This is a genomic window from Thermohahella caldifontis, assembly GCF_041153465.1.
In the GTDB taxonomy this organism is placed as follows: Bacteria; Pseudomonadota; Gammaproteobacteria; order Pseudomonadales; family Oleiphilaceae; genus Thermohahella; species Thermohahella caldifontis.
Genome location: NZ_CP154858.1, coordinates 2,153,460 through 2,170,938 on the forward strand (window position 1 = coordinate 2,153,460; position 17,479 = coordinate 2,170,938).

16 protein-coding genes and 1 pseudogene are annotated in these 17,479 nt (G+C 58.9%); 12 read left to right on the forward strand and 5 right to left on the reverse strand.

What is annotated here, in order from left to right:
* The first annotated feature begins 58 nt into the window (after window positions 1-58).
* Window positions 59-289: a DUF2789 domain-containing protein gene (locus AAIA72_RS10410; protein WP_369600253.1), complete on the forward strand. Its 231-nt coding sequence runs from the start codon at window positions 59-61 to the stop codon at window positions 287-289.
* 68 nt (window positions 290-357) lie between these two features.
* Here the strand turns inward: AAIA72_RS10410 and nhaD are convergent, their stop codons facing one another.
* The gene (gene nhaD, locus AAIA72_RS10415; RefSeq protein ID WP_369600254.1) at window positions 358-1,710 is read right to left on the reverse strand and encodes a sodium:proton antiporter NhaD; all 1,353 of its coding nucleotides are present in this window, start codon (window positions 1,708-1,710) and stop codon (window positions 358-360) included.
* Between the two features lie 122 nt (window positions 1,711-1,832).
* On the reverse strand, window positions 1,833-2,183 hold the full coding sequence (locus tag AAIA72_RS10420; protein ID WP_369600255.1) for a hypothetical protein: 351 nt from the start codon (window positions 2,181-2,183) through the stop codon (window positions 1,833-1,835).
* A gap of 275 nt (window positions 2,184-2,458) precedes the next feature.
* Between AAIA72_RS10420 and AAIA72_RS10425 the strand changes: the two genes are divergently transcribed.
* Together AAIA72_RS10425 and AAIA72_RS10430 are read left to right on the forward strand one after the other, a co-directional pair.
* Window positions 2,459-5,110, forward strand: coding sequence for a type VI secretion system Vgr family protein (locus AAIA72_RS10425; protein WP_369600256.1), 2,652 nt, complete (start codon window positions 2,459-2,461; stop codon window positions 5,108-5,110).
* A 212-nt stretch (window positions 5,111-5,322) separates the two neighbouring features.
* Entirely contained in the window at window positions 5,323-5,688 is a 366-nt protein-coding gene (locus tag AAIA72_RS10430; protein WP_369600257.1) for a hypothetical protein, read from the forward strand.
* 115 nt (window positions 5,689-5,803) lie between these two features.
* Here the strand turns inward: AAIA72_RS10430 and AAIA72_RS10435 are convergent, their stop codons facing one another.
* Window positions 5,804-7,468, reverse strand: coding sequence for an IS1634 family transposase (locus tag AAIA72_RS10435; RefSeq protein WP_369600258.1), 1,665 nt, complete (start codon window positions 7,466-7,468; stop codon window positions 5,804-5,806).
* A 145-nt stretch (window positions 7,469-7,613) separates the two neighbouring features.
* Between AAIA72_RS10435 and AAIA72_RS10440 the strand changes: the two genes are divergently transcribed.
* The 4 genes and pseudogenes from AAIA72_RS10440 to AAIA72_RS10455 all read left to right on the forward strand — a co-directional run bounded on the left by AAIA72_RS10440 (window position 7,614) and on the right by AAIA72_RS10455 (window position 9,799).
* Entirely contained in the window at window positions 7,614-7,970 is a 357-nt protein-coding gene (locus tag AAIA72_RS10440; RefSeq protein WP_369600259.1) for a hypothetical protein, read from the forward strand.
* Window positions 7,971-8,085: 115 nt separating this feature from the next.
* Window positions 8,086-9,268 (forward strand): annotated as a pseudogene (locus AAIA72_RS10445) (IS3 family transposase).
* 106 nt (window positions 9,269-9,374) lie between these two features.
* On the forward strand, window positions 9,375-9,542 hold the full coding sequence (locus AAIA72_RS10450) for a polymorphic toxin type 46 domain-containing protein (protein ID WP_369602999.1): 168 nt from the start codon (window positions 9,375-9,377) through the stop codon (window positions 9,540-9,542).
* Window positions 9,539-9,799, forward strand: a complete 261-nt coding sequence (locus tag AAIA72_RS10455) for an immunity protein Tsi6 family protein (RefSeq protein ID WP_369600260.1) — start codon at window positions 9,539-9,541, stop codon at window positions 9,797-9,799. The genes AAIA72_RS10450 and AAIA72_RS10455 overlap by 4 nt, the downstream gene beginning before the upstream one ends.
* 228 nt (window positions 9,800-10,027) lie before the next feature.
* Here the strand turns inward: AAIA72_RS10455 and AAIA72_RS10460 are convergent, their stop codons facing one another.
* The gene (locus AAIA72_RS10460; RefSeq protein WP_369600261.1) at window positions 10,028-10,642 is read right to left on the reverse strand and encodes a cation transporter; all 615 of its coding nucleotides are present in this window, start codon (window positions 10,640-10,642) and stop codon (window positions 10,028-10,030) included.
* 91 nt (window positions 10,643-10,733) lie between these two features.
* On the opposite strand from AAIA72_RS10460, the gene AAIA72_RS10465 reads away from it, so the two are divergent.
* The 4 genes from AAIA72_RS10465 to malK all read left to right on the forward strand — a co-directional run bounded on the left by AAIA72_RS10465 (window position 10,734) and on the right by malK (window position 15,075).
* Window positions 10,734-11,684: an IS5 family transposase gene (locus AAIA72_RS10465; protein ID WP_369600262.1), complete on the forward strand. Its 951-nt coding sequence runs from the start codon at window positions 10,734-10,736 to the stop codon at window positions 11,682-11,684.
* A gap of 212 nt (window positions 11,685-11,896) precedes the next feature.
* Window positions 11,897-12,124, forward strand: a complete 228-nt coding sequence (locus AAIA72_RS10470) for a hypothetical protein (protein ID WP_369600263.1) — start codon at window positions 11,897-11,899, stop codon at window positions 12,122-12,124.
* Window positions 12,125-12,314: 190 nt separating this feature from the next.
* A complete protein-coding gene (locus AAIA72_RS10475; protein WP_369600264.1) occupies window positions 12,315-13,946 on the forward strand; it encodes an alpha-amylase family glycosyl hydrolase in 1,632 nt (543 codons plus the stop codon).
* A gap of 13 nt (window positions 13,947-13,959) precedes the next feature.
* Window positions 13,960-15,075 (forward strand): maltose/maltodextrin ABC transporter ATP-binding protein MalK, encoded by a 1,116-nt coding sequence (malK, locus tag AAIA72_RS10480; RefSeq protein WP_369600265.1) that lies wholly within the window; start codon window positions 13,960-13,962, stop codon window positions 15,073-15,075.
* A 63-nt stretch (window positions 15,076-15,138) separates the two neighbouring features.
* Here the strand turns inward: malK and AAIA72_RS10485 are convergent, their stop codons facing one another.
* Complete coding sequence (locus AAIA72_RS10485; protein WP_369600266.1) at window positions 15,139-15,636, reverse strand: GNAT family N-acetyltransferase; 498 nt, start codon at window positions 15,634-15,636, stop codon at window positions 15,139-15,141.
* A 413-nt stretch (window positions 15,637-16,049) separates the two neighbouring features.
* On the opposite strand from AAIA72_RS10485, the gene AAIA72_RS10490 reads away from it, so the two are divergent.
* On the forward strand, window positions 16,050-17,474 hold the full coding sequence (locus AAIA72_RS10490) for a diguanylate cyclase (RefSeq protein ID WP_369600267.1): 1,425 nt from the start codon (window positions 16,050-16,052) through the stop codon (window positions 17,472-17,474).
* Window positions 17,475-17,479 lie beyond the last annotated feature (5 nt).

A 17,479-nucleotide genomic window follows, 5' to 3' on the forward strand; every position in this document is an offset into this window, starting at 1 on the left:
GAAACCGGGGCCAATGGCCCCACCTTCTCTGTACACATTCGACAGGTTGGAGGACAGCATGGAAATGCCCGTACACTCACTCTCGGAATTGTTCAGGCAGTTGGGACTGCCCGATGACCCGGAAAGCATCGAAGCCTTCATTGCACAACACAGGCCCCTGCCGCCGGAGATCAAGCTCTGGGAAGCTCCGTTCTGGACGCCTGCACAGGCCGAATTTCTGAAACGCGAAACGGAGGAAGATGCGGACTGGGCGGAGCTGATTGACGAACTGAACACCCGCCTGCACTGAAAAGCACCAAAGGGGCGACCGTAACGGTCACCCCGGATCCGGGACGCTTGAAGCGCCCCGGTCAGGTCTCACGCACCCAGCAGGTAAACTGCTGCACCCGCCACATAGCCCAGCAGGGCCAGGGGCGAGATGTTCTTCATGTACCAGAAGAAGTTGATGCGCTCCATCCCCATGGCTGCCACACCGGCTGCAGAACCGATGATCAGGCAGCTGCCGCCGGTACCGGCTGCAAAGGCCATGAACTCCCACATGGCCGAATCCGTGGGATAGGTGGCCAGGTCATACATCCCCATGGAGGCAGCCACCAGCGGTACGTTATCCACCACAGAGGACAGCAGACCGATCAGGAACACAATCGCATTGATGTTGCCGACCGTCTTGTCCAGCCATTCGGCCAGCATGGCCAGCACACCGGTCGCCGACAGTGACGCCACGGCCAGCAGGATGCCCAGGAAGAACAAAACGCTGGGCGTATCGATTCGCTTGAGGATATTGACGATATGCAGCTCCGAATCCCGGGCGTTGGCCTTGTCCTCATGCATCAGCTCGCTGACGATCCAGAGTACGGACAAGCTGAGCAGCATGCCCATGAAGGGCGGCAGATGGGTGACGGACTTGAACACGGGCACGAACAGCAACCCGCCAATGCCGACCGCGAAGATGATGTTGCGGTGTGAATCGGATACCGGCGCCTTGTGACCGGCTTCCAGCACTTTCGGCGTGATGCTCTGGCCACGCAGACGGAAGGTGAGGAACAGCAGCGGGATGATGATCACCATGAGGCTGGGGATGATCAGCGCTTCCATGATGTTCAGCGTGGTCACCTGACCACCGATCCAGAGCATGGTCGTGGTGACGTCACCGATGGGTGTCCAGGCGCCGCCCGCGTTGGCCGCGATCACGATGATACCGGCAAAGAACAGACGCTCCTTCTGGCTCTCGATCAGCTTGCGCACCAGAGAAATCATGACGATGGTCGTCGTCAGGTTGTCCAGAGCCGCCGACATGAAGAACGAAAGCATCCCGATGATCCACAGCAGCTTCACCATATTGGTGGACTGGATGCGATCCGTAATGAGGGTAAAGCCGCCGTGCGCATCCACAAATTCAACGATGGTCATGGCACCGAGCAGGAAGAACAGGATGCTGGCAATCTCGCCCAGAGACTCCAGCAACTGATGCTCGCCGACCCAGGTCCGGGCCAGTTCCGGCAGAGCGAGGCCGCCGTGCTCCTCGGTGAACCAGGCCGGCAGGGCACTGACGTTGACAATATCGGCAGAGTACAGAATGTACAGAGTCCAGCAGACGACCGCCGTCAGCAGCGCAGATGCCGTCTTGTCGATATGAATGTTGTGCTCGAACACGATGGCCAGATAGCCCAGCACAAACAGCGATGAGAGTATCCAGAGTTCTACAGACATAAACTATTGCCCCTACAACAGAATGATGGTGCCGGACGGCACCGGATAACCCGAATCCACCCACTTTGAGGGTGGCTGCGACCGGCCGGATCAATACGGCCAATGCATGCGACAAGATGGATTCAGCGAGGAGGGGCCTGGGGCTGGCGGGGTGAAAAACGGCCCGCCAATCGCGGCTGGGCTGGTACGCGTTGCGAACGGCACCGGGCGGGCACGGCCGGATAAGCGGGCTCGGCCTGCAAAATCCCGGAGATTTCATCCGTCTCGGAATCGGGCAGTGCTGCACAGATCCCCACCAGTCCCGGTACCAGTCCGGGCTGGCGGGCCTGCGGCCCCGGGGCACATGCAAACGCACGGTCTGCATCATCCGGGCACGCCGATAACTGCACTGAAGCCGCACTCTGGCCGGCGGACAACAGTCCCAGCAACCAGACCAGACTCATGGCCAGAAAGAACGGTACTCTGCGCAACACCTGATCCCCCGGAACCGGGCACACCCGGAAAAAGTTGCCGCCTTATAGCACAAAAAACGTGCACTCTCAATGATCCCCTGTGCGCAAGTCGAACAGCGGCGATGTTCCCGGGCGCGGAGCGGGGTGCGGTACGGAAGCGCTGACGCCTCAGCAGGACAACCGCTACCCAGCGCGTATTCACGGAACCGCACGCCGTATTCCATCCGGCCTATGGCACCCCCCGGCCGGACTGCCTATAATCCGTGCAGTTTCAGGGATCTGAACAGGACGCTGCCATGGAACTGGCTGCCAATACTGCCCGCCTGACGGTGCGGGTTGCCCGAATGGACGCGGATCTCCGTGTCCTCAGTCTGACCCTCAGCGAAGCTCTTGCCGAGCTCTCGCATGCCACCCTCGTCATTGTCTCGCCGGAACCGTTGCCCGGGCCAGAGGACTGGCTGTCACGCGATGTCCACGTCTGCCTCCGGGGCCGCTGCGGTGAACGACACCTGCATGGTGCCGTGAACGAGGCATGGCGTCTGCAGGATATCGGCCGCTTTCAGCGCATGCAGATCACCGTGGTGCCCCATGCCTGGTGGCTGACCGAGCGCTGCCGCTACCGGATTTTCACCGAAACCACTGCCGTGGACATCGCCCGCGCTCTCTGGCGCGAAGCCGGTCTGCGGCAGGACGATCTGGTCTTTGACCTTCGGGCAACGCCGCCCGTCTGGCAATACCGCACCCAGTCCGGCGAAAGCGAGTGGGACTTCCTCTGCCGGCTGTTCAGTGAACTGGGCTGGTACTGGTATTTCCGTCACGAAGCGGACCGCCACATCCTTATGGTTTCGGATCACGCCGGCGCCCTGATACGCCCCGACGGCACGCGACGCCATGTGGCCATCCATTACGACCGGCAGAGCGGCCAGAGCGAAATCCTCTACCGCTTTCAACGCGTTCGCCGCCGTGCCCTGCATCAGGTCAGAACCCGGCGTTACCGCATGGGCACGCCGCTGGCCATCGAGACGGGCGAAGCCAGGCATGACCAGGCCTCCCCCTCCGGCCTGCACGAGCACTTTGTGCACCAGGAAGACGCTCCCGATGCCCGGATGCAGGCAGAAAACTGGCTGAACAGCCTCAATGCCGGTTGCGACCACTGCATCGCCCAGGGCAACCGGGCGGATCTGCACTGCGGCGAGGTGCTGAGCTTCCGCTTCCCCGATGACACCCGGTCGGACTGGCTGATCACCGGCCTCACCCAGCAGATTGCCCACCCTCAGGTGCTTGAAGAACTGGCCAGCGATTCGTTCCGGCATTACCAGACCCTCACCGCCGTACCGGACACCCAGACCTGGCGGCCACCCCGACAGACACCCCGGCGTCTGACCGGTTTCTGGCCCGCCATCGTCACCGGTCCCGAACCCGGCAAGGTCTTCACGGACGATCAGGGCCGCGTGCAGGTACGCTTTGCCTGGGACCCGGACGGCCAGCCCGGCACCTGGCTGCGTGTGAGCCAGCGCCTGGCCGGCAACCGCTGGGGCAGTCTCATGCTGCCGCGCGCGGGCGATGAAGTGAGCGTCCTGTTTCTCGAAGGCAACCCCGACACCCCCGTGGTCGCCGGCCGGCGTTACCACAGCGCCCATGAAGCGCCCCAGTCCCTGCCCGACGGACAGCACCAGTGGATGTTCCGCTCCCGCTCCGCCGATGGCACCGGTCATGAAGTCCTGCTGGACGACAGCCCCGGCAACGCCCACATTCTCCTGCACAGCAGCGGCCAGCTCGCCCTCAGGGCACGCAAGCGCTACCAGGCCTCCGTACAGGGCAGCGTGCACCAGAAGGTGGCAGGTCACCTGCAGGAAACTACTGACGGCGCGGCCAGTGAACAGGCCGACGGCAACTGGAACGAACACGTCAGCGGCCAGACACATCTCCAGGCCGGACAGTCCCTGGTGCTGGGCGGTCAGTCACTGACACTGGAAGCCGGCGGCAGCATCCACCTCAAGGGTGGCAACGCCCTGTTAAACAGCGGCCAGACGGTCATCTTCAAGGTCGGCGGTGCCGCCGTAAGCTGCGGCCCCGGTGGGGTTTCTCTCTCCGCCCCGGTGGTCATGGTCAACATGGGTGGCGGCGGGGGCGCAGCGGCAACGGCCAGTCCCGCCGCGCCGGAGAAAAGCCCGGCAGTCCCCCCTCAGCGTGGCGCACTGCGCACACGGCTCAGGCCGCTGGCCGGCCAGTCTGGCGACCCGGTACACATTCAGCGGCTCATGCCCCTGACGACCGGGAGCAAATCCGCCCCGGCGACATCACGACCCGAGCCACCCGTGCCCTCGGCGGTGCTGGATAGCAAGGTGAATTTGTTGCCAGAAAACTACAGAACCCCTCATTCCATGACTGACAATACACAATCGAAATTAACTGGAGCCTCCTTGACAGATAAAAAAAATACAAAGGCAAAAGAAAACGGTGCAGGCATTAACAATAACAAAAAGAAAGCTCTCGTATTTCTGGAGAAGGTTATCCGCCCAACGTTAAACCAATTAGGCCTGGGTGGCCGTGCTGCAGAGGAGTTGATTCTTGGAACAGCCATTCAGGAAAGCAGGCTCATATATCGCAAACAAATGGGTGGTGGTCCCGCCCTTGGCCTGTACCAAATGGAGCCCGCTACTCATGATGACATCTGGGAAAATTACCTCACGTACAAGAGCGACCTCGCGGCACAGGTCAAGGCATTAAGACGCAGAAAAGACGAGCATGATGATCTTAGGGAAAATGATGCCTATGCTACTGCCATGGTAAGAATCCACTATCTGCGTGTCCGTGATCCCTTACCTTCTGCTGGCAATTATGCACAGCAAGCCTCTTACTGGAAAAGGTTCTACAACACACCACTTGGCAAAGGCACTGAAGCTGAATATCTGAAAAACTGGAAAGATTTTATGGAGCAGGAATGAACTCTATGTGCAACAGGTATCTGTCGTTGGTTCTGACTTTTATATTATGCACGACAACTGTGCATGCAGACACACAATCGTGCCATATGTATACAATAAGGAAACCTCTCCTGAGCACCGAAACGGCCCACAGGATAGCAACTGATCTGCGGGGAATTTTTGAAGGTCGTCTCCTTTACCCATCCGGCAAAGATTGCCTGCCATCTGATCAGGTGCTGATTCTGGGGCTACATGATGATGAACGCCCCGAAGTGCTGGCCTATCTGAACGGTCACACCCCGGATCTGAGTATCCATACTTTGGATGGAGTCACTTATATTGCTGCCAAATACTTCACCGGCGGGAATCTTCAGGTGCTCAGGATATTCAGAAGGGCCCCCGCAGGCTGGGTAGCGCTGTACGGTCCAACCCCTTCAAGCAACATGCGATCCATCAACATCAACGGCAATATCATAGAAGTACGCAACATCATCATCCAGCAAGACCAACAGCATGTTGAGACTGAGCGCTATATAGTTGTGGATGATCGAGTTCAGGACGTTAGGGAGCCTCTGAAAAACTCTCCAAATGAAGGATAATAAGCCATCAGATACCAGCTGACCTCCCGAGTTCGACATAAAAATTCGTAACTTGTTGTTTTATTTAGTGTTGAATTTCAAACGCTTCACTACATTGAGCGTTTTATGACCAGATTCAGACCGCAGGCTTCGGCACCTTGAGACTCTTTAACAACTCAAGTTGTGTTGCATCCAGCGTAGTCACGCCGGTCAGCAGCTTTCCATTCACCGTAATCCGGTGCTTCTGGATACTGGTCAGCATGTCCAGACAGCGTTCCGGAGAGGTGTCCGAGCCGGCCGCTCGCAGCCGCATCCGCATCACCCGGTGCAGCACCAGCGCCAGGAAGCAGATCAGGGCGTGAGCACGGATGCGCTGAGGCAACCTGTGGTACATGGGACCGATTTCAAATTCGGACTTGAGCACCCGGAAGCCACGTTCGATATCGGCCAGTGCACGGTAGCGGCTGACTATCTCCTCCGCCGGCAGATCGCGGACATTGGTGACCAGCATGAGCTTGCCATCAAGCCGCTCCAGCGCCCTCTGGCGGGGCACCCGGAGCAGATAGCCCAGCTCGCCGCTGTCCAGATCCACTTCCATCAGGTGGCTCATGCCCGCCGCTTTCACGGCCGCATGCAGTCTGGCGATGGCTGCCGTTTCGGACAACCGGCGTCCCCGTACGGGTGCGCCGGCTTCCTGCATGTCCAGCCGGTCAAAGAGCCCGCGTGCCAGGGCGCGCAATTCGTCGAGCTGTGTCTGGCGTGCCGCGCGTTGCTGCAACGCCATGTCCTCGCGGTGATCCACAACCAGACGTCGGTCCTGCCAGCAGGTTTCGTCCGTCCAGTCCGGTGTGCCTTCCCCGTGCTGGTCATGCAGGGGGGTGATGACATCTTCCATGTCACCGTAACGGGAAGCGGGCACGGCCAGAATGTATTCCAGGGGCTGCCCCGAAGGCAGACGTACGCCCTCCAGCGCCTTCAGGTTCTCAAGATTCAGCAGTCCCCGGTCGGCCACAACCACCACCCGCTGTACCGGATAGCGTTCGCATACCCGGGTCAGCATGGGCTGCAGGGTGGAGGCTTCACTGACGTTGCCCTCGAATACCTCGTGAGCCAGCGGGATGCCGTCCGCTGTCTGAATGAGCCCGATGACCACCTGGCGGGCCAGTCCGCCGGACTTGCTGCGGCCGTACCGCCTCAGGTCGCCTTCCTGCTCGCTGTCGCCTTCCGCCGTCACCGTGGTCAGGTCATAGAAGACCACCGACAGCGCGTCATCCAGAAGCGGCCGGATCTGTCCGGCCAGCACTTCCTCGATACGATCCTGCTTCTGCACCAGCACATCCATGGCGCGCAGCAGGTGCTGATGGGTGATGTGTGAGGTATCCTCGGGAAAGGCCACCGTCTCCAGCCAGCGCAGCACCCCCAGTTTGGATGCCGGATTGCGGAGGCGGTTGAACACCATGATCCGGAGCAGCTGTTCCACATCAGTGGTGCGGGAAGATGAACGAAAGACCCGGCGCAGCAGGTCGAAGCCCAGCTGCTGCCAGAGTGACTGCAGGACATGGATGTCACCCAGACTGCGCGCGGTATCGAAGGCGACACGCAGATCTTCGGGGGCATTGCCTTCGGTGCGGCCAAGGAGCTTGCCCAGACTGTTGATCAGGGCATCGGCTTCGGCGATGACCTTCTCGTAGCGGCCCAGGGTGGCGAGGGTTTTCTGGCGCGGCCTGCCCTGCTCGTCGCGATAGGCTTCAACGAGCTGGACATAACGTCTGGGGCCGGATTTGGTGATGCGCAGGTACATGGCACTACATTATCAAACCGCAATATTTTTTCAACATGTTTACTATAACATATCAGTGCCACTACATGATTTTTCAGGCCTATTGGCTATAACTGCCTGATTTGACGACCTGCCAGTCTCTGAAAAAGGGGGATTTGAGGGGGAAGTGTCGAACTCGGGTAATCAGACTGCTCGTGTTGGAGCAAATTTTGACCAGCTGACATTGATTTTTGACAGAATTGCTGAGAAAAGCACACAATCAGGAAAGGTTCTTCCTAATGGGAATATGGCTACGGCGCATGCTGAAGTTGGGGCGATACAACAGGCATTTGACGCAGGCGCGACATCAGGCGCAGATATGACGTTAACTGTTACAGGGAAAGCTGTTTGTGGATTTTGCCGTGGTGATTTAGCAGCAATGGCTGAACGAGCCGAATTGAAATCCTTGACAGTATACGAAGAAGCAACGGGAAATACCCTATATTGGCAACCAGGCATGAAATCTTTGAAAAAGGTGAAATAATGTTTTCTTTTACTTGGGTGATTGGATGTGGTGAAAGTGCACAGGGTGGCAGTGATCTTGCCCAGCAATAGTGGACACCTCATTAAGCGAGTACACTACGCTACAGAGGTGAACCATGGCAAGAAAGAACACACAAGGCAAATCAACACGCAAGCGCTACTCCGAGGACTTCAAGAAGGAGGCGCTGGCGTTGGCTGACAGCGTTGGCATCAGTGCGGCAGCCAAAGACCTGGGATTGCACGAATCACAGCTGTATAACTGGCGCAGCAAGGCCAGGCAGGCCCAGGGCCAGAGCGAGGCCGAACAGCAGCTCGCCGCGGAAAACGCCCGCCTCAAGCGGCAACTGGCACAACAGGCAGAGGAGCTGGCCATTTTAAAAAAGGCGGCGGCGTACTTCGCCAAGAGCCTGAAGTGAAGTACGTGTTCATGCAGGCACATGAAGGAGAGTTCCGCCTGAAAACGATGAGCCGTGTTCTGTGTGTTTCACGCAGTGGCTATTACGCCTGGCGCCGCAGGCAGGTGGCACGCTCTGCGCGTCAGCAGCGCCGTGAAGCAACAGATCAGGCCGTCAGTGAGGCCTTCTGGCAGAAAAATGGACGTTATGGTGCTCCCCGGCTGGTGGCAGAAATGGCCGAAAACGGACATGCCCTGAATCGCAAGACCATCGCAAAGAGCCTGCAGCGACAGGGCTTGCGTGCCAGAGCCGCCAGGAAGTTCAAAGCGACCACACAGTCGAAACACAATCTGCCGGTTGCCCCGAATCTTCTGGAGCAGAAATTTGAGGCGACGGCACCCAACCAGAAGTGGGTGGGTGACATCACATACCTGTGGACGGACGAAGGATGGCTGTATCTGGCAGTTGTGATTGACCTGTTCAGCCGGATGGTTGTGGGCTGGAGCATGTCTGAGCGCATGACAGCCGACCTTGTCTGTAATGCGCTTGGTATGGCGCTGTGGCGCAGGGGCGCAGGGGCGCAGGGGCGCAGGGGCGCAGGGGCATGATCGTTCATTCCGACCGGGGAAGCCAGTATTGCTCCCGTGATTACCAGAAGCTGATCAGGGTGCACAATCTCAGGTGCAGCATGAGTGCGAAAGGCAACTGTTACGACAACGCCTGTGCCGAAAGCTTCTTCCATTCCCTGAAAGTGGAAGCCATACACGGGGAGCAATTCAGAACCCGAGAACAGATGCGAAGGGCTGTGTTTGAATACATTGAGGTGGATTACAATCGGGATCGCAGACACAGCGCCAACGGCAATCTGAGCCCGGCAAAATTTGAGGCACTTAAAGTCGCTTAGTTGAGTGTCCGTTGTTGGTGGGTAGGATCACAGGCGCTTCATCATGGACGCGTCCATACCACCGTATTTAGAGCGCCACTTGTAGGGTATTAATCCTGCTGGTCGAATCCCTCTATGCTTTACACCATCTGAGCCACTTCCTGCTTTACAGAGTACAGCAGCGAAAATTGTTGACACTTGGACTGTTCCGGCTCAACCCTATCCGGCTATCGGCGGAGGTACTCAGCTTTTCGTTCCCAGTAAAAATCTAATGCTTCAGGTGCCAAATCCATGAGTGAACGACAACAGCTATTTGAAAAAGCTTTGCGAAAGTGTAACGAGTTATTAAACCAATATCCCAATCATGGAGCACTTCTATCGATTGCCCGGCAGATAGAATATCTGCATGGTCTCGAAACAGGAGTCAATCCTGACCGTTCGCGTTTGAAAGAGATCACCATTGGTGTTCTTACGGCAAGAGAAATCGAACCGCTTGATGAAGAGGTGGCAGAGCTTTTTTACAAGGTTTCTGGCGAAGCCAACCGGATGTGACGCTTCAAGACAATACGGCCTAGCCATCCGGCTGGGCTTCGCTGTCATGCATTCGGGAAATCAGAGACTTCGACACCGGACTGTTTCAGGATGCTGATGATCTGACCGCCTGCGAATTGTGATTTACGCATGTGGAAACTCCTGTCTGTAAGTTACTGGGAAATCCCATTTATGAGCACCGCTGGATTAAAGATTGGGGACAGGTCAGGGGAGTTTTTCAGATGTTCCTTAGGTTGCTGCACGAAGCTCTACCATGGCTGATGAAATGACTCGAATCGAAGAACGCATTAACAGCCATACGAGACCTATTGCAACCAAAATATCAGGCCAGCCCGAACCTGTGAGCCAAACCGCTCCAGCCGCGACGAAAACCGAGAGATTTGATGCGATGTCGTTTCTTGAACACTCCCACACCGAACTCATATTTACATCTTCGTGCCGATGCCGCCAAAGCATGTAAAGACAGAATGAGTTAGCAACGAGACCGAGAAGACTGAACGCGCCCATGACTTCAAAGATGGGGACGCTTGGAACGAAAACCTTGTAGGCAACTTGGGCAATTACGGCACAAGCGGCTAAGAAAATTAGGCTGCCTTTAAACAGCGCGACCTTGGCCTTTACTGCGGCTCCCCTAGAAACAGCATACAGGCTAAGACCATATGTCAAAGCATCTCCAAGGTTATCAAGGCTGTCGGCGAATAGTGCCGTTGACTTTCCATAAAGCGCGGCCAACGCAATAACCAGAAACATTATGGCATTAACGCCGAGCACAATCCTCAGCGTCCCCCGCTGCCTCTCGCGAAGGGCATCAATAGCACAACTCTCATTACAGCAACCACTCATTCCGTAAACCTCATTGGCAAGGAACCTCTGAAAAACACCCCCGAATCTGGGATTGTACGCCATCAGATACCGAAATGGCCAGGAGTACCCGATGGATTACCAGCCCACCTTCGCGGAACTTGAGTATCAGCACAAGAAGCGCAAGACCCGCCGGGAAAAGTTTCTGGAGCAGATGGAAGCACTGATTTCCTGGTCGGAGCTGGAGAAACAGGTTGCCCGGTGTTACCGGAAGCATCGTATTGGTCGCAAGCCGTATCCGGTATCGGTCATGCTCCGGATACACATGATGCAGCTGTTCTGGAACCTGAGTGACCCGGCCATGGAGGATCACCTGTACGAAGTCGAATCCATGCGCCGCTTTGCAGGGCTGCGGCTGGACGATCCCATTCCGGATGAGACGACGATTCTCAACTTCCGGCATCAGCTGGAAAAGTGCAATCTGGGGCAGAAGATTCTGGAAACAGTAAACGGCGTCCTGGCACAGAGGGGGCTGATCCTGCGCAGCGGAACCATCATGGATGCCACGATCATTGAGGCGCCTTCCTCGACCAAAAACGCGTCAGGCAAGCGTGACGAGGAGATGCACCAGACCCGGAAGGGGAATCAGTGGCATTTTGGAATGAAAATGCACGTGGGTGTGGATGATGTGGCCGGTATCGTTCATACCGTAGAAACGACGCCAGCCAACGAGCATGACCTGAACGTGGCAGACAAGCTGCTGCATGGCGGGGAGCAGCGGGTCTGGGCGGATGCCGGCTACCGGGGTATTCAGAAACGTGAAGCTCACAAGAACAGAAAGGTTGACTGGCATATCTCGGCGGGACCGGGCCGGCAGCGGAAAATGACAGGTGATCAGAAAGAAGCCCAGAAAATCATCAGCAGCGTACGTGTCAGGGTCGAGCACGTGTTTTTCTGGATCAAGTGCGTATTTGGATATCGCAAGACCCGCTATCGTGGCCTGAAGAAGAATACCAACCGTCTGGCCACGCTCGCCGCACTGGCAAATCTGATGATGGCGAGGCGATTTTTGTTGCCCTCATAGGGCAACTGCGCCCGAAATGCGCCTTCAGGGCGCAGATTGGGCATAAAACAGGCAGAAAATGGCCGATTTTTAGCTAAAAGCGGCCAAAAAGTGGCCGCCTGGCTGCTGAAAGGCGTCCAATGGCGCAAAAGGCGAAGTTATTCAGAGGCTCCTTAGAAAGTCCGGCGCAGCTCAGGTATCGTATGCCCACCATGAAATGGCCAGGCTGCCCCATGCTGAAAGATTCCCAATGGCAGGCGCTTGCCGCCGTCTATCCCACCCTTGAAACCTTGCCTGCCGGCACCACCCTGTTTGAGCCCGGAACGCCCTGCCCGGGCCTGGCTTGGCTGGCTGCGGGGAGCAACCGTGTCAGCAAGCTGTCCGAAAGCGGACGCAAGCTGCTGCTGTATCGCGTGTATCCGGGTGATACTTGCGTGGTGACCACCGGCTGTTCGGCCTGAGCACCTGCCCGGTCAGGCGGCGCGCCTGATCCTGTCCCCCTCCCCCACCCCGGGGAGGGGTCTGTCATACCCTCCTGCGCCCCTCCTCCCCCGACACTACGCCACAAAATTTTCCTGCGGGAGGATGCCTCGGTTTTCCCGGTTCTGCACTATAGAACACAATAGAAACTGACTTCGGGACAGAGGATCCATGCGACAGGATCAGGATTGGTGGCGCGGTGCCGTGATCTATCAGATCTATCCGCGCAGCTTTTTCGACTCAAATGGTGATGGCATCGGCGACCTGCCGGGCATAACGGCCAGACTGGACTACATTGCCAGCCTGAACGTGGATGCCATCTGGATTTCCCCCTTCTTCACCTCGCCGATGAAGGACTTCGGGTACGATGTGGCCAACTACCGGGACGTGGACCCCATCTTCGGTACGCTCGCGGATTTCGATACCCTGGTCTCTGCAGCCCATGCCCGCGGCCTGAAGGTGATCATCGACCAGGTGCTCAGCCATACCTCGGATCAGCATCCCTGGTTCATCGAAAGCCGCAGCAGCCGGGATAACCCCAAGGCAGACTGGTATGTGTGGGCGGAGGCGAAGCCGGACGGCACGCCGCCCAACAACTGGCTGTCCGTTTTCGGGGGCTCTGCCTGGCAGTGGGACAGTCGCCGCCGGCAGTATTACCTGCACAATTTCCTCACCAGCCAGCCGGATCTGAACTATCACAATCCTCAGGTGGTCAGTCAGATGCTGGAGGAAGTGGAGTTCTGGCTGAAGCGGGGTGTGGATGGTTTCCGCCTGGATGCGGTGAATTTCTGCGTCCATGATGAGGCTCTGCGCGATAATCCGCCCAATCAGGCGGTGACGGATGGCTCCATCGGCGTGCGCAAGGAAAATCCCTACGCCTATCAGCGCCATGTCTATGACAAGACGCGCCCGGAAAATCTGCTGTTTCTGGAGAAACTCCGGGCGCTGCTGGATCGCTACCCGGGTACCACCACGGTGGGCGAGATCGGTGACGATGACTCGCTGAGCACCATGGCGGCCTATACGGAAGGCAACCGCCGCCTGCACATGGCGTATTCGTTCGACCTGCTGACCGAGCAGTGCAGCCGGGATTTCATTGCCCGCACGGTTCAGGCCATCGAGGACAAGCTGGGGGATGGCTGGCCGTGTCTGGCCATTGGCAACCATGATGTGGCGAGGGTGGCGACCCGCTGGAGTCAGGGCAAGCCCTGGGATGCCCGCCGTGTCCGGGCACATCTGGCGCTGCTGCTGACCCTCAAGGGTTCCGTGTGTCTGTATCAGGGAGAGGAACTGGGGCTGCCCGAGGCCGAACTGACGTTCGATCAGCTTGTGGATCCTTACGGCATCGCCTTCTGGCCCGAATACAAGGGTCGGGACGGCTGCCGGACGCCCATGCCCTGGGATGCGAGCCTGCCCAATGCCGGATTCACCACCGGCACGCCCTGGCTGCCCGTGGTCGAGGCACATTATCCGTTTGCGGTCGCCACCGAAATGACGCAGCCGGATTCCCTTCTCAATCACACCCGCCAGTTGCTGGCGTGGCGCAGGGCCCACCCGGTCCTGCAGAAGGGCGGTATCGAGTTGCTGGATGCGCCAGCGGATGTCCTGATGTTCCGGCGCTTCCGGGAGGGCGAGTCGCTGGTGGTGGCCATCAATCTGTCCGACAATGAGGTCTCTTGCCCCAATCCGGCCGGTGCACGGCCTGCCGCGATGGCAGATCAGCCTGCCTTCCTGCAGACAGACTGGTCGGACGCGGGTATCACGCTGCAGCCTTGGGGCGTTGCAGTCGGTACATCAAGCTGAAGGAGTTGACGACATGGCCAGTCTGACCCTGCGCAACATCTGCAAGATTTACGGTGATGTTGAAGTCTCACGGGACATCAATCTGGACATCCGGGACGGTGAGTTCGTGGTCTTTGTCGGCCCCTCCGGCTGTGGCAAGTCCACTCTGCTGCGCATGATTGCCGGTCTGGAAGACATCACCTCCGGTGATCTGTTCATCGACAACGATCGCATGAACGACGTGCCGCCCATGGCGCGTGGCGTGGGCATGGTCTTCCAGTCCTACGCGCTGTACCCGCACATGAACGTGGCGGAAAACATGGCCTTCGGCCTCAAGCTGGCCGGGGCGTCCAGGGCGGATATCCAGGCCCGGGTGAAGGAAGTGGCGGAGATTCTGCAACTGTCCCACCTGCTCGACCGCAAGCCCAAGGACCTCTCCGGCGGTCAGCGCCAGCGGGTGGCCATTGGCCGTACCCTGGTGCGCCAGCCCCGGGTGTTCCTGTTCGATGAGCCCCTTTCCAACCTGGATGCGGGCCTGCGGGTCAAGATGCGGATCGAGATTGCCAAACTGCACCAGAAGCTGAAGGCGACCATGATCTACGTTACCCATGATCAGGTGGAAGCCATGACGCTGGCAGACAAGATCGTGGCGCTGGATCACGGCCGCATCGCGCAGGTGGGCACGCCCATGGAGCTGTACCACTATCCGTCCAACAAGTTTGTGGCGGGATTCATCGGCTCGCCGAAGATGAACTTCATCGACTGCACCGTCACCAGTGCCAGCCCCCAGCATGCGGGCCTGGAGCTGCCGGGCGGTCTGCAGCTCAACGTCCCGGTACATGGCGGGTCGCTGTCTACCGGTGAGCGGGTGACCCTGGGAATCCGGCCGGAACACCTGGTCACGCCGGAACATGCCGACGCGATCCTGAATGGACGGATCACGGTGGTGGAACGTCTCGGCTATGAAACGCTGGTGCATGTGGAAGTGGAAGGCTACAGCCGCACTCTCACCCTGCGCAGCCAGGGCACGCAGCCGTGGCGCGAGGGCGAGGATATTGCGCTGGGCATTCCGGCCAACCAGTGCCACCTGTTCCGTGAGAATGGCGATGCCTGCACCCGATTGTACAAGGAACCTGGCCTCGATCTTTAAGTCCTCGACCCTGAGTGTTGACTCAGCGCATTTGCCCCGCCCGGTGCGGGGCTTTTTTGTGTCTCAGGCCGGGTTCAGCGGAATCCGGTAAAGCGCCACATGCTGTCCGCGCAGGCCAAGCGTTCGTTCGAACTGGCCACCCAGACGACGTGCCACGGCGATGGATCGTGTATTGGAAGGGTGAATCAGGCTGATCAGGCTCGGCGCCACGGCCTGCTCGCGCGTCCAGTCCAGTACTGCCTGCGCGGCTTCCGTGGCATAGCCATGCCCCCAATGCGCCCGGTCCAGCAGCCAGCCGATTTCCACGCCCGGCCAGCCTTCGGGATACCAGAGGCCACAGCGCCCCAGCAGCTTTCCGTCCGAACGGGATACCACCGCCCAGAGCCCGAAACCCCGCAGCGACCAATGTCCCATGACCAGCGCCAGATTGCTCCACGCCTGCGTCGGTGACTGCGGGCGCCCGTCACCCACGAATCGCATGACCTCCGGATCGGCCAGAACACGCATGTAGTCCTTCACATCCGCTGGCCTGAAAGCCCGGAGGATCAATCGCTCCGTCATCAACTCCGGTGCGCTGTGGGGCATGGTCAGGTTCCGTTCTGTTCCGCTGTGCTCAGCTCTGGTCAAGTATACCTCAATCTCACCTCATGACTGACCGTGATTGACATGCGTACACCTTCCGAGGTGCTCCGCGGGTTCAAGCGGATACCTTCCGGAAGCCGTGCACACCCGCCAGTGCAATCTGCGCGTTCAAGGCCGTTCATGGAGGGAGCGACGGTGACGCAAGCAGGATGAAGGTCATTGTCTCTGCCCGCACAGTTCAGGTGGGCACCCGCAGGAGACCTCAGCACCCGTGCGCAGTCTCCGGAGGGTACCCATCTGAACTGAACTGAACTGAACAACGAGACCTCAAATCATCATGCAAGAACGCCCCCGCCGGTCTACACTTGAGACAAGAATCATCCGGAGGCCCCATGAACGCCGACATCTATCAACAGATTGTGGAGTGCTGCGCCGACGCCATCATGCTCACTGACACCCGCTGCACTCGCGAAGAAGGCCCAGCCATCTGCTACGTCAACCCCGCATGTGAACGCCTCACCGGTTACAGCCAGGAGGAACTGGCCGGACAGCCGGTCACCCTCCTCCACGGTCCGGACACCAATACCGCGACCTGGCAGCGGCTTCAGGACGCCATGCAGGGTGAGGAACCGTTGACGACCCGCATGTTGCAGTACAGCAAGGACGGGCGCCCGTTCTGGGTGGACATCGACCTGCGCCCCATGTTTAACGCCTATGGTACGGTGACTCATTTCGCATGGTTTCAGCGTGATATCACCGGTCGTCAGCGCATGCAGGAGCATCTGGCACGGATGACGGACCACGATGGCATGACCGGGCTGCTCAATGCGCGCGCCTTCATGCGTGAACTGAAAGCGGAAATTCAGCGCTGCCAGCGACACAATGCCACCTTTGCCCTGGCGTTGCTCGACATCAACGATCTCAAGGGGATCAACCGGGCGCTGGGCCACGATGCCGGTGACCAGATCATCCGGACCCTTGCCCTGGCGCTGAACGAGTGTCTGCGCGAAGAGGACGTGCTGGCCCGGACGGACGGTGACGAGTTCGCCATCCTGATGCCGGAAACCGATCTCCATCGGGCAGGTCGTGCCATCAGCCGCTTCCTGCAGCTCATGGAAAGCCTGGAAGATCTGCCGGTCGAGCCCCAGCTGAGCATTGGTGTGACCGAGTTCCAGATGCTGGACACCCAGCCGGAGCCGATCATCGCGCGGGCACGACAGGGTCTGGCTCAGGCGCGGCATCAGGGGGGCGGGCGGTGGTGTCCGTCGATCCGCTGGATATGGCAGGCTGACGGCATGACGGACCCTCACCCGGGCCTCCAGGCCGAACAGGTCCGGCACACGCTGCGCATGCTGGCGGTGGCGGTGGCTCAGATCGAGTTTTCCCTGCGCGAGAGTGAATCCTCGGTCAACACGCTGTCCCAATCCTTCACGCGGATGATCGGGCAACTGGAGGCGACCGCCCATGCGGACAAGCACTCGGCGCTGGCCCGTGATCTGGAACACCTCCACGAGGAAACCGTACGCTGCGTGATGTCCTTCCAGTTCTTTGACCGGATGGCGCAGCGCCTGCATCACGTCAAGACGGGTCTGCAGCGCCTGGCCGATCTCATTGCCGACCCGGATCAGCTTGGCCGCGACGATGCCTGGCAGGCACTGCAGGCCGAAATCCGTCGCCGCTACACCATGCCCGAAGAACGCGCCATGTTCGATGCCATTCTCGCCGGCGCATCCGTGGACGAGGCCCTGAGCCAGTATCTGAGCGCCCTGAGCCAGACCAGCCGGCCAGATGCCGGAGACGACATCGAACTGTTCTGAAACCG

Bases quoted from the DNA above. Each gene is read 5' to 3' on its own strand.
- AAIA72_RS10410 (WP_369600253.1), top strand. From the start codon at position 59: ATGGAAATGCCCGTACACTCACTCTCGGAATTGTTCAGGCAGTTGGGA.
- nhaD (WP_369600254.1), bottom strand. From the start codon at position 1,710: ATGTCTGTAGAACTCTGGATACTCTCATCGCTGTTTGTGCTGGGCTAT.
- AAIA72_RS10425 (WP_369600256.1), top strand. From the start codon at position 2,459: ATGGAACTGGCTGCCAATACTGCCCGCCTGACGGTGCGGGTTGCCCGA.
- AAIA72_RS10435 (WP_369600258.1), bottom strand. From the start codon at position 7,468: ATGTACCTGCGCATCACCAAATCCGGCCCCAGACGTTATGTCCAGCTC.
- AAIA72_RS10455 (WP_369600260.1), top strand. From the start codon at position 9,539: ATGAGTGAACGACAACAGCTATTTGAAAAAGCTTTGCGAAAGTGTAAC.
- AAIA72_RS10460 (WP_369600261.1), bottom strand. From the start codon at position 10,642: ATGAGTGGTTGCTGTAATGAGAGTTGTGCTATTGATGCCCTTCGCGAG.
- AAIA72_RS10465 (WP_369600262.1), top strand. From the start codon at position 10,734: ATGGATTACCAGCCCACCTTCGCGGAACTTGAGTATCAGCACAAGAAG.
- AAIA72_RS10470 (WP_369600263.1), top strand. From the start codon at position 11,897: ATGCTGAAAGATTCCCAATGGCAGGCGCTTGCCGCCGTCTATCCCACC.
- AAIA72_RS10475 (WP_369600264.1), top strand. From the start codon at position 12,315: ATGCGACAGGATCAGGATTGGTGGCGCGGTGCCGTGATCTATCAGATC.
- malK (WP_369600265.1), top strand. From the start codon at position 13,960: ATGGCCAGTCTGACCCTGCGCAACATCTGCAAGATTTACGGTGATGTT.
- AAIA72_RS10485 (WP_369600266.1), bottom strand. From the start codon at position 15,636: ATGACGGAGCGATTGATCCTCCGGGCTTTCAGGCCAGCGGATGTGAAG.
- AAIA72_RS10490 (WP_369600267.1), top strand. From the start codon at position 16,050: ATGAACGCCGACATCTATCAACAGATTGTGGAGTGCTGCGCCGACGCC.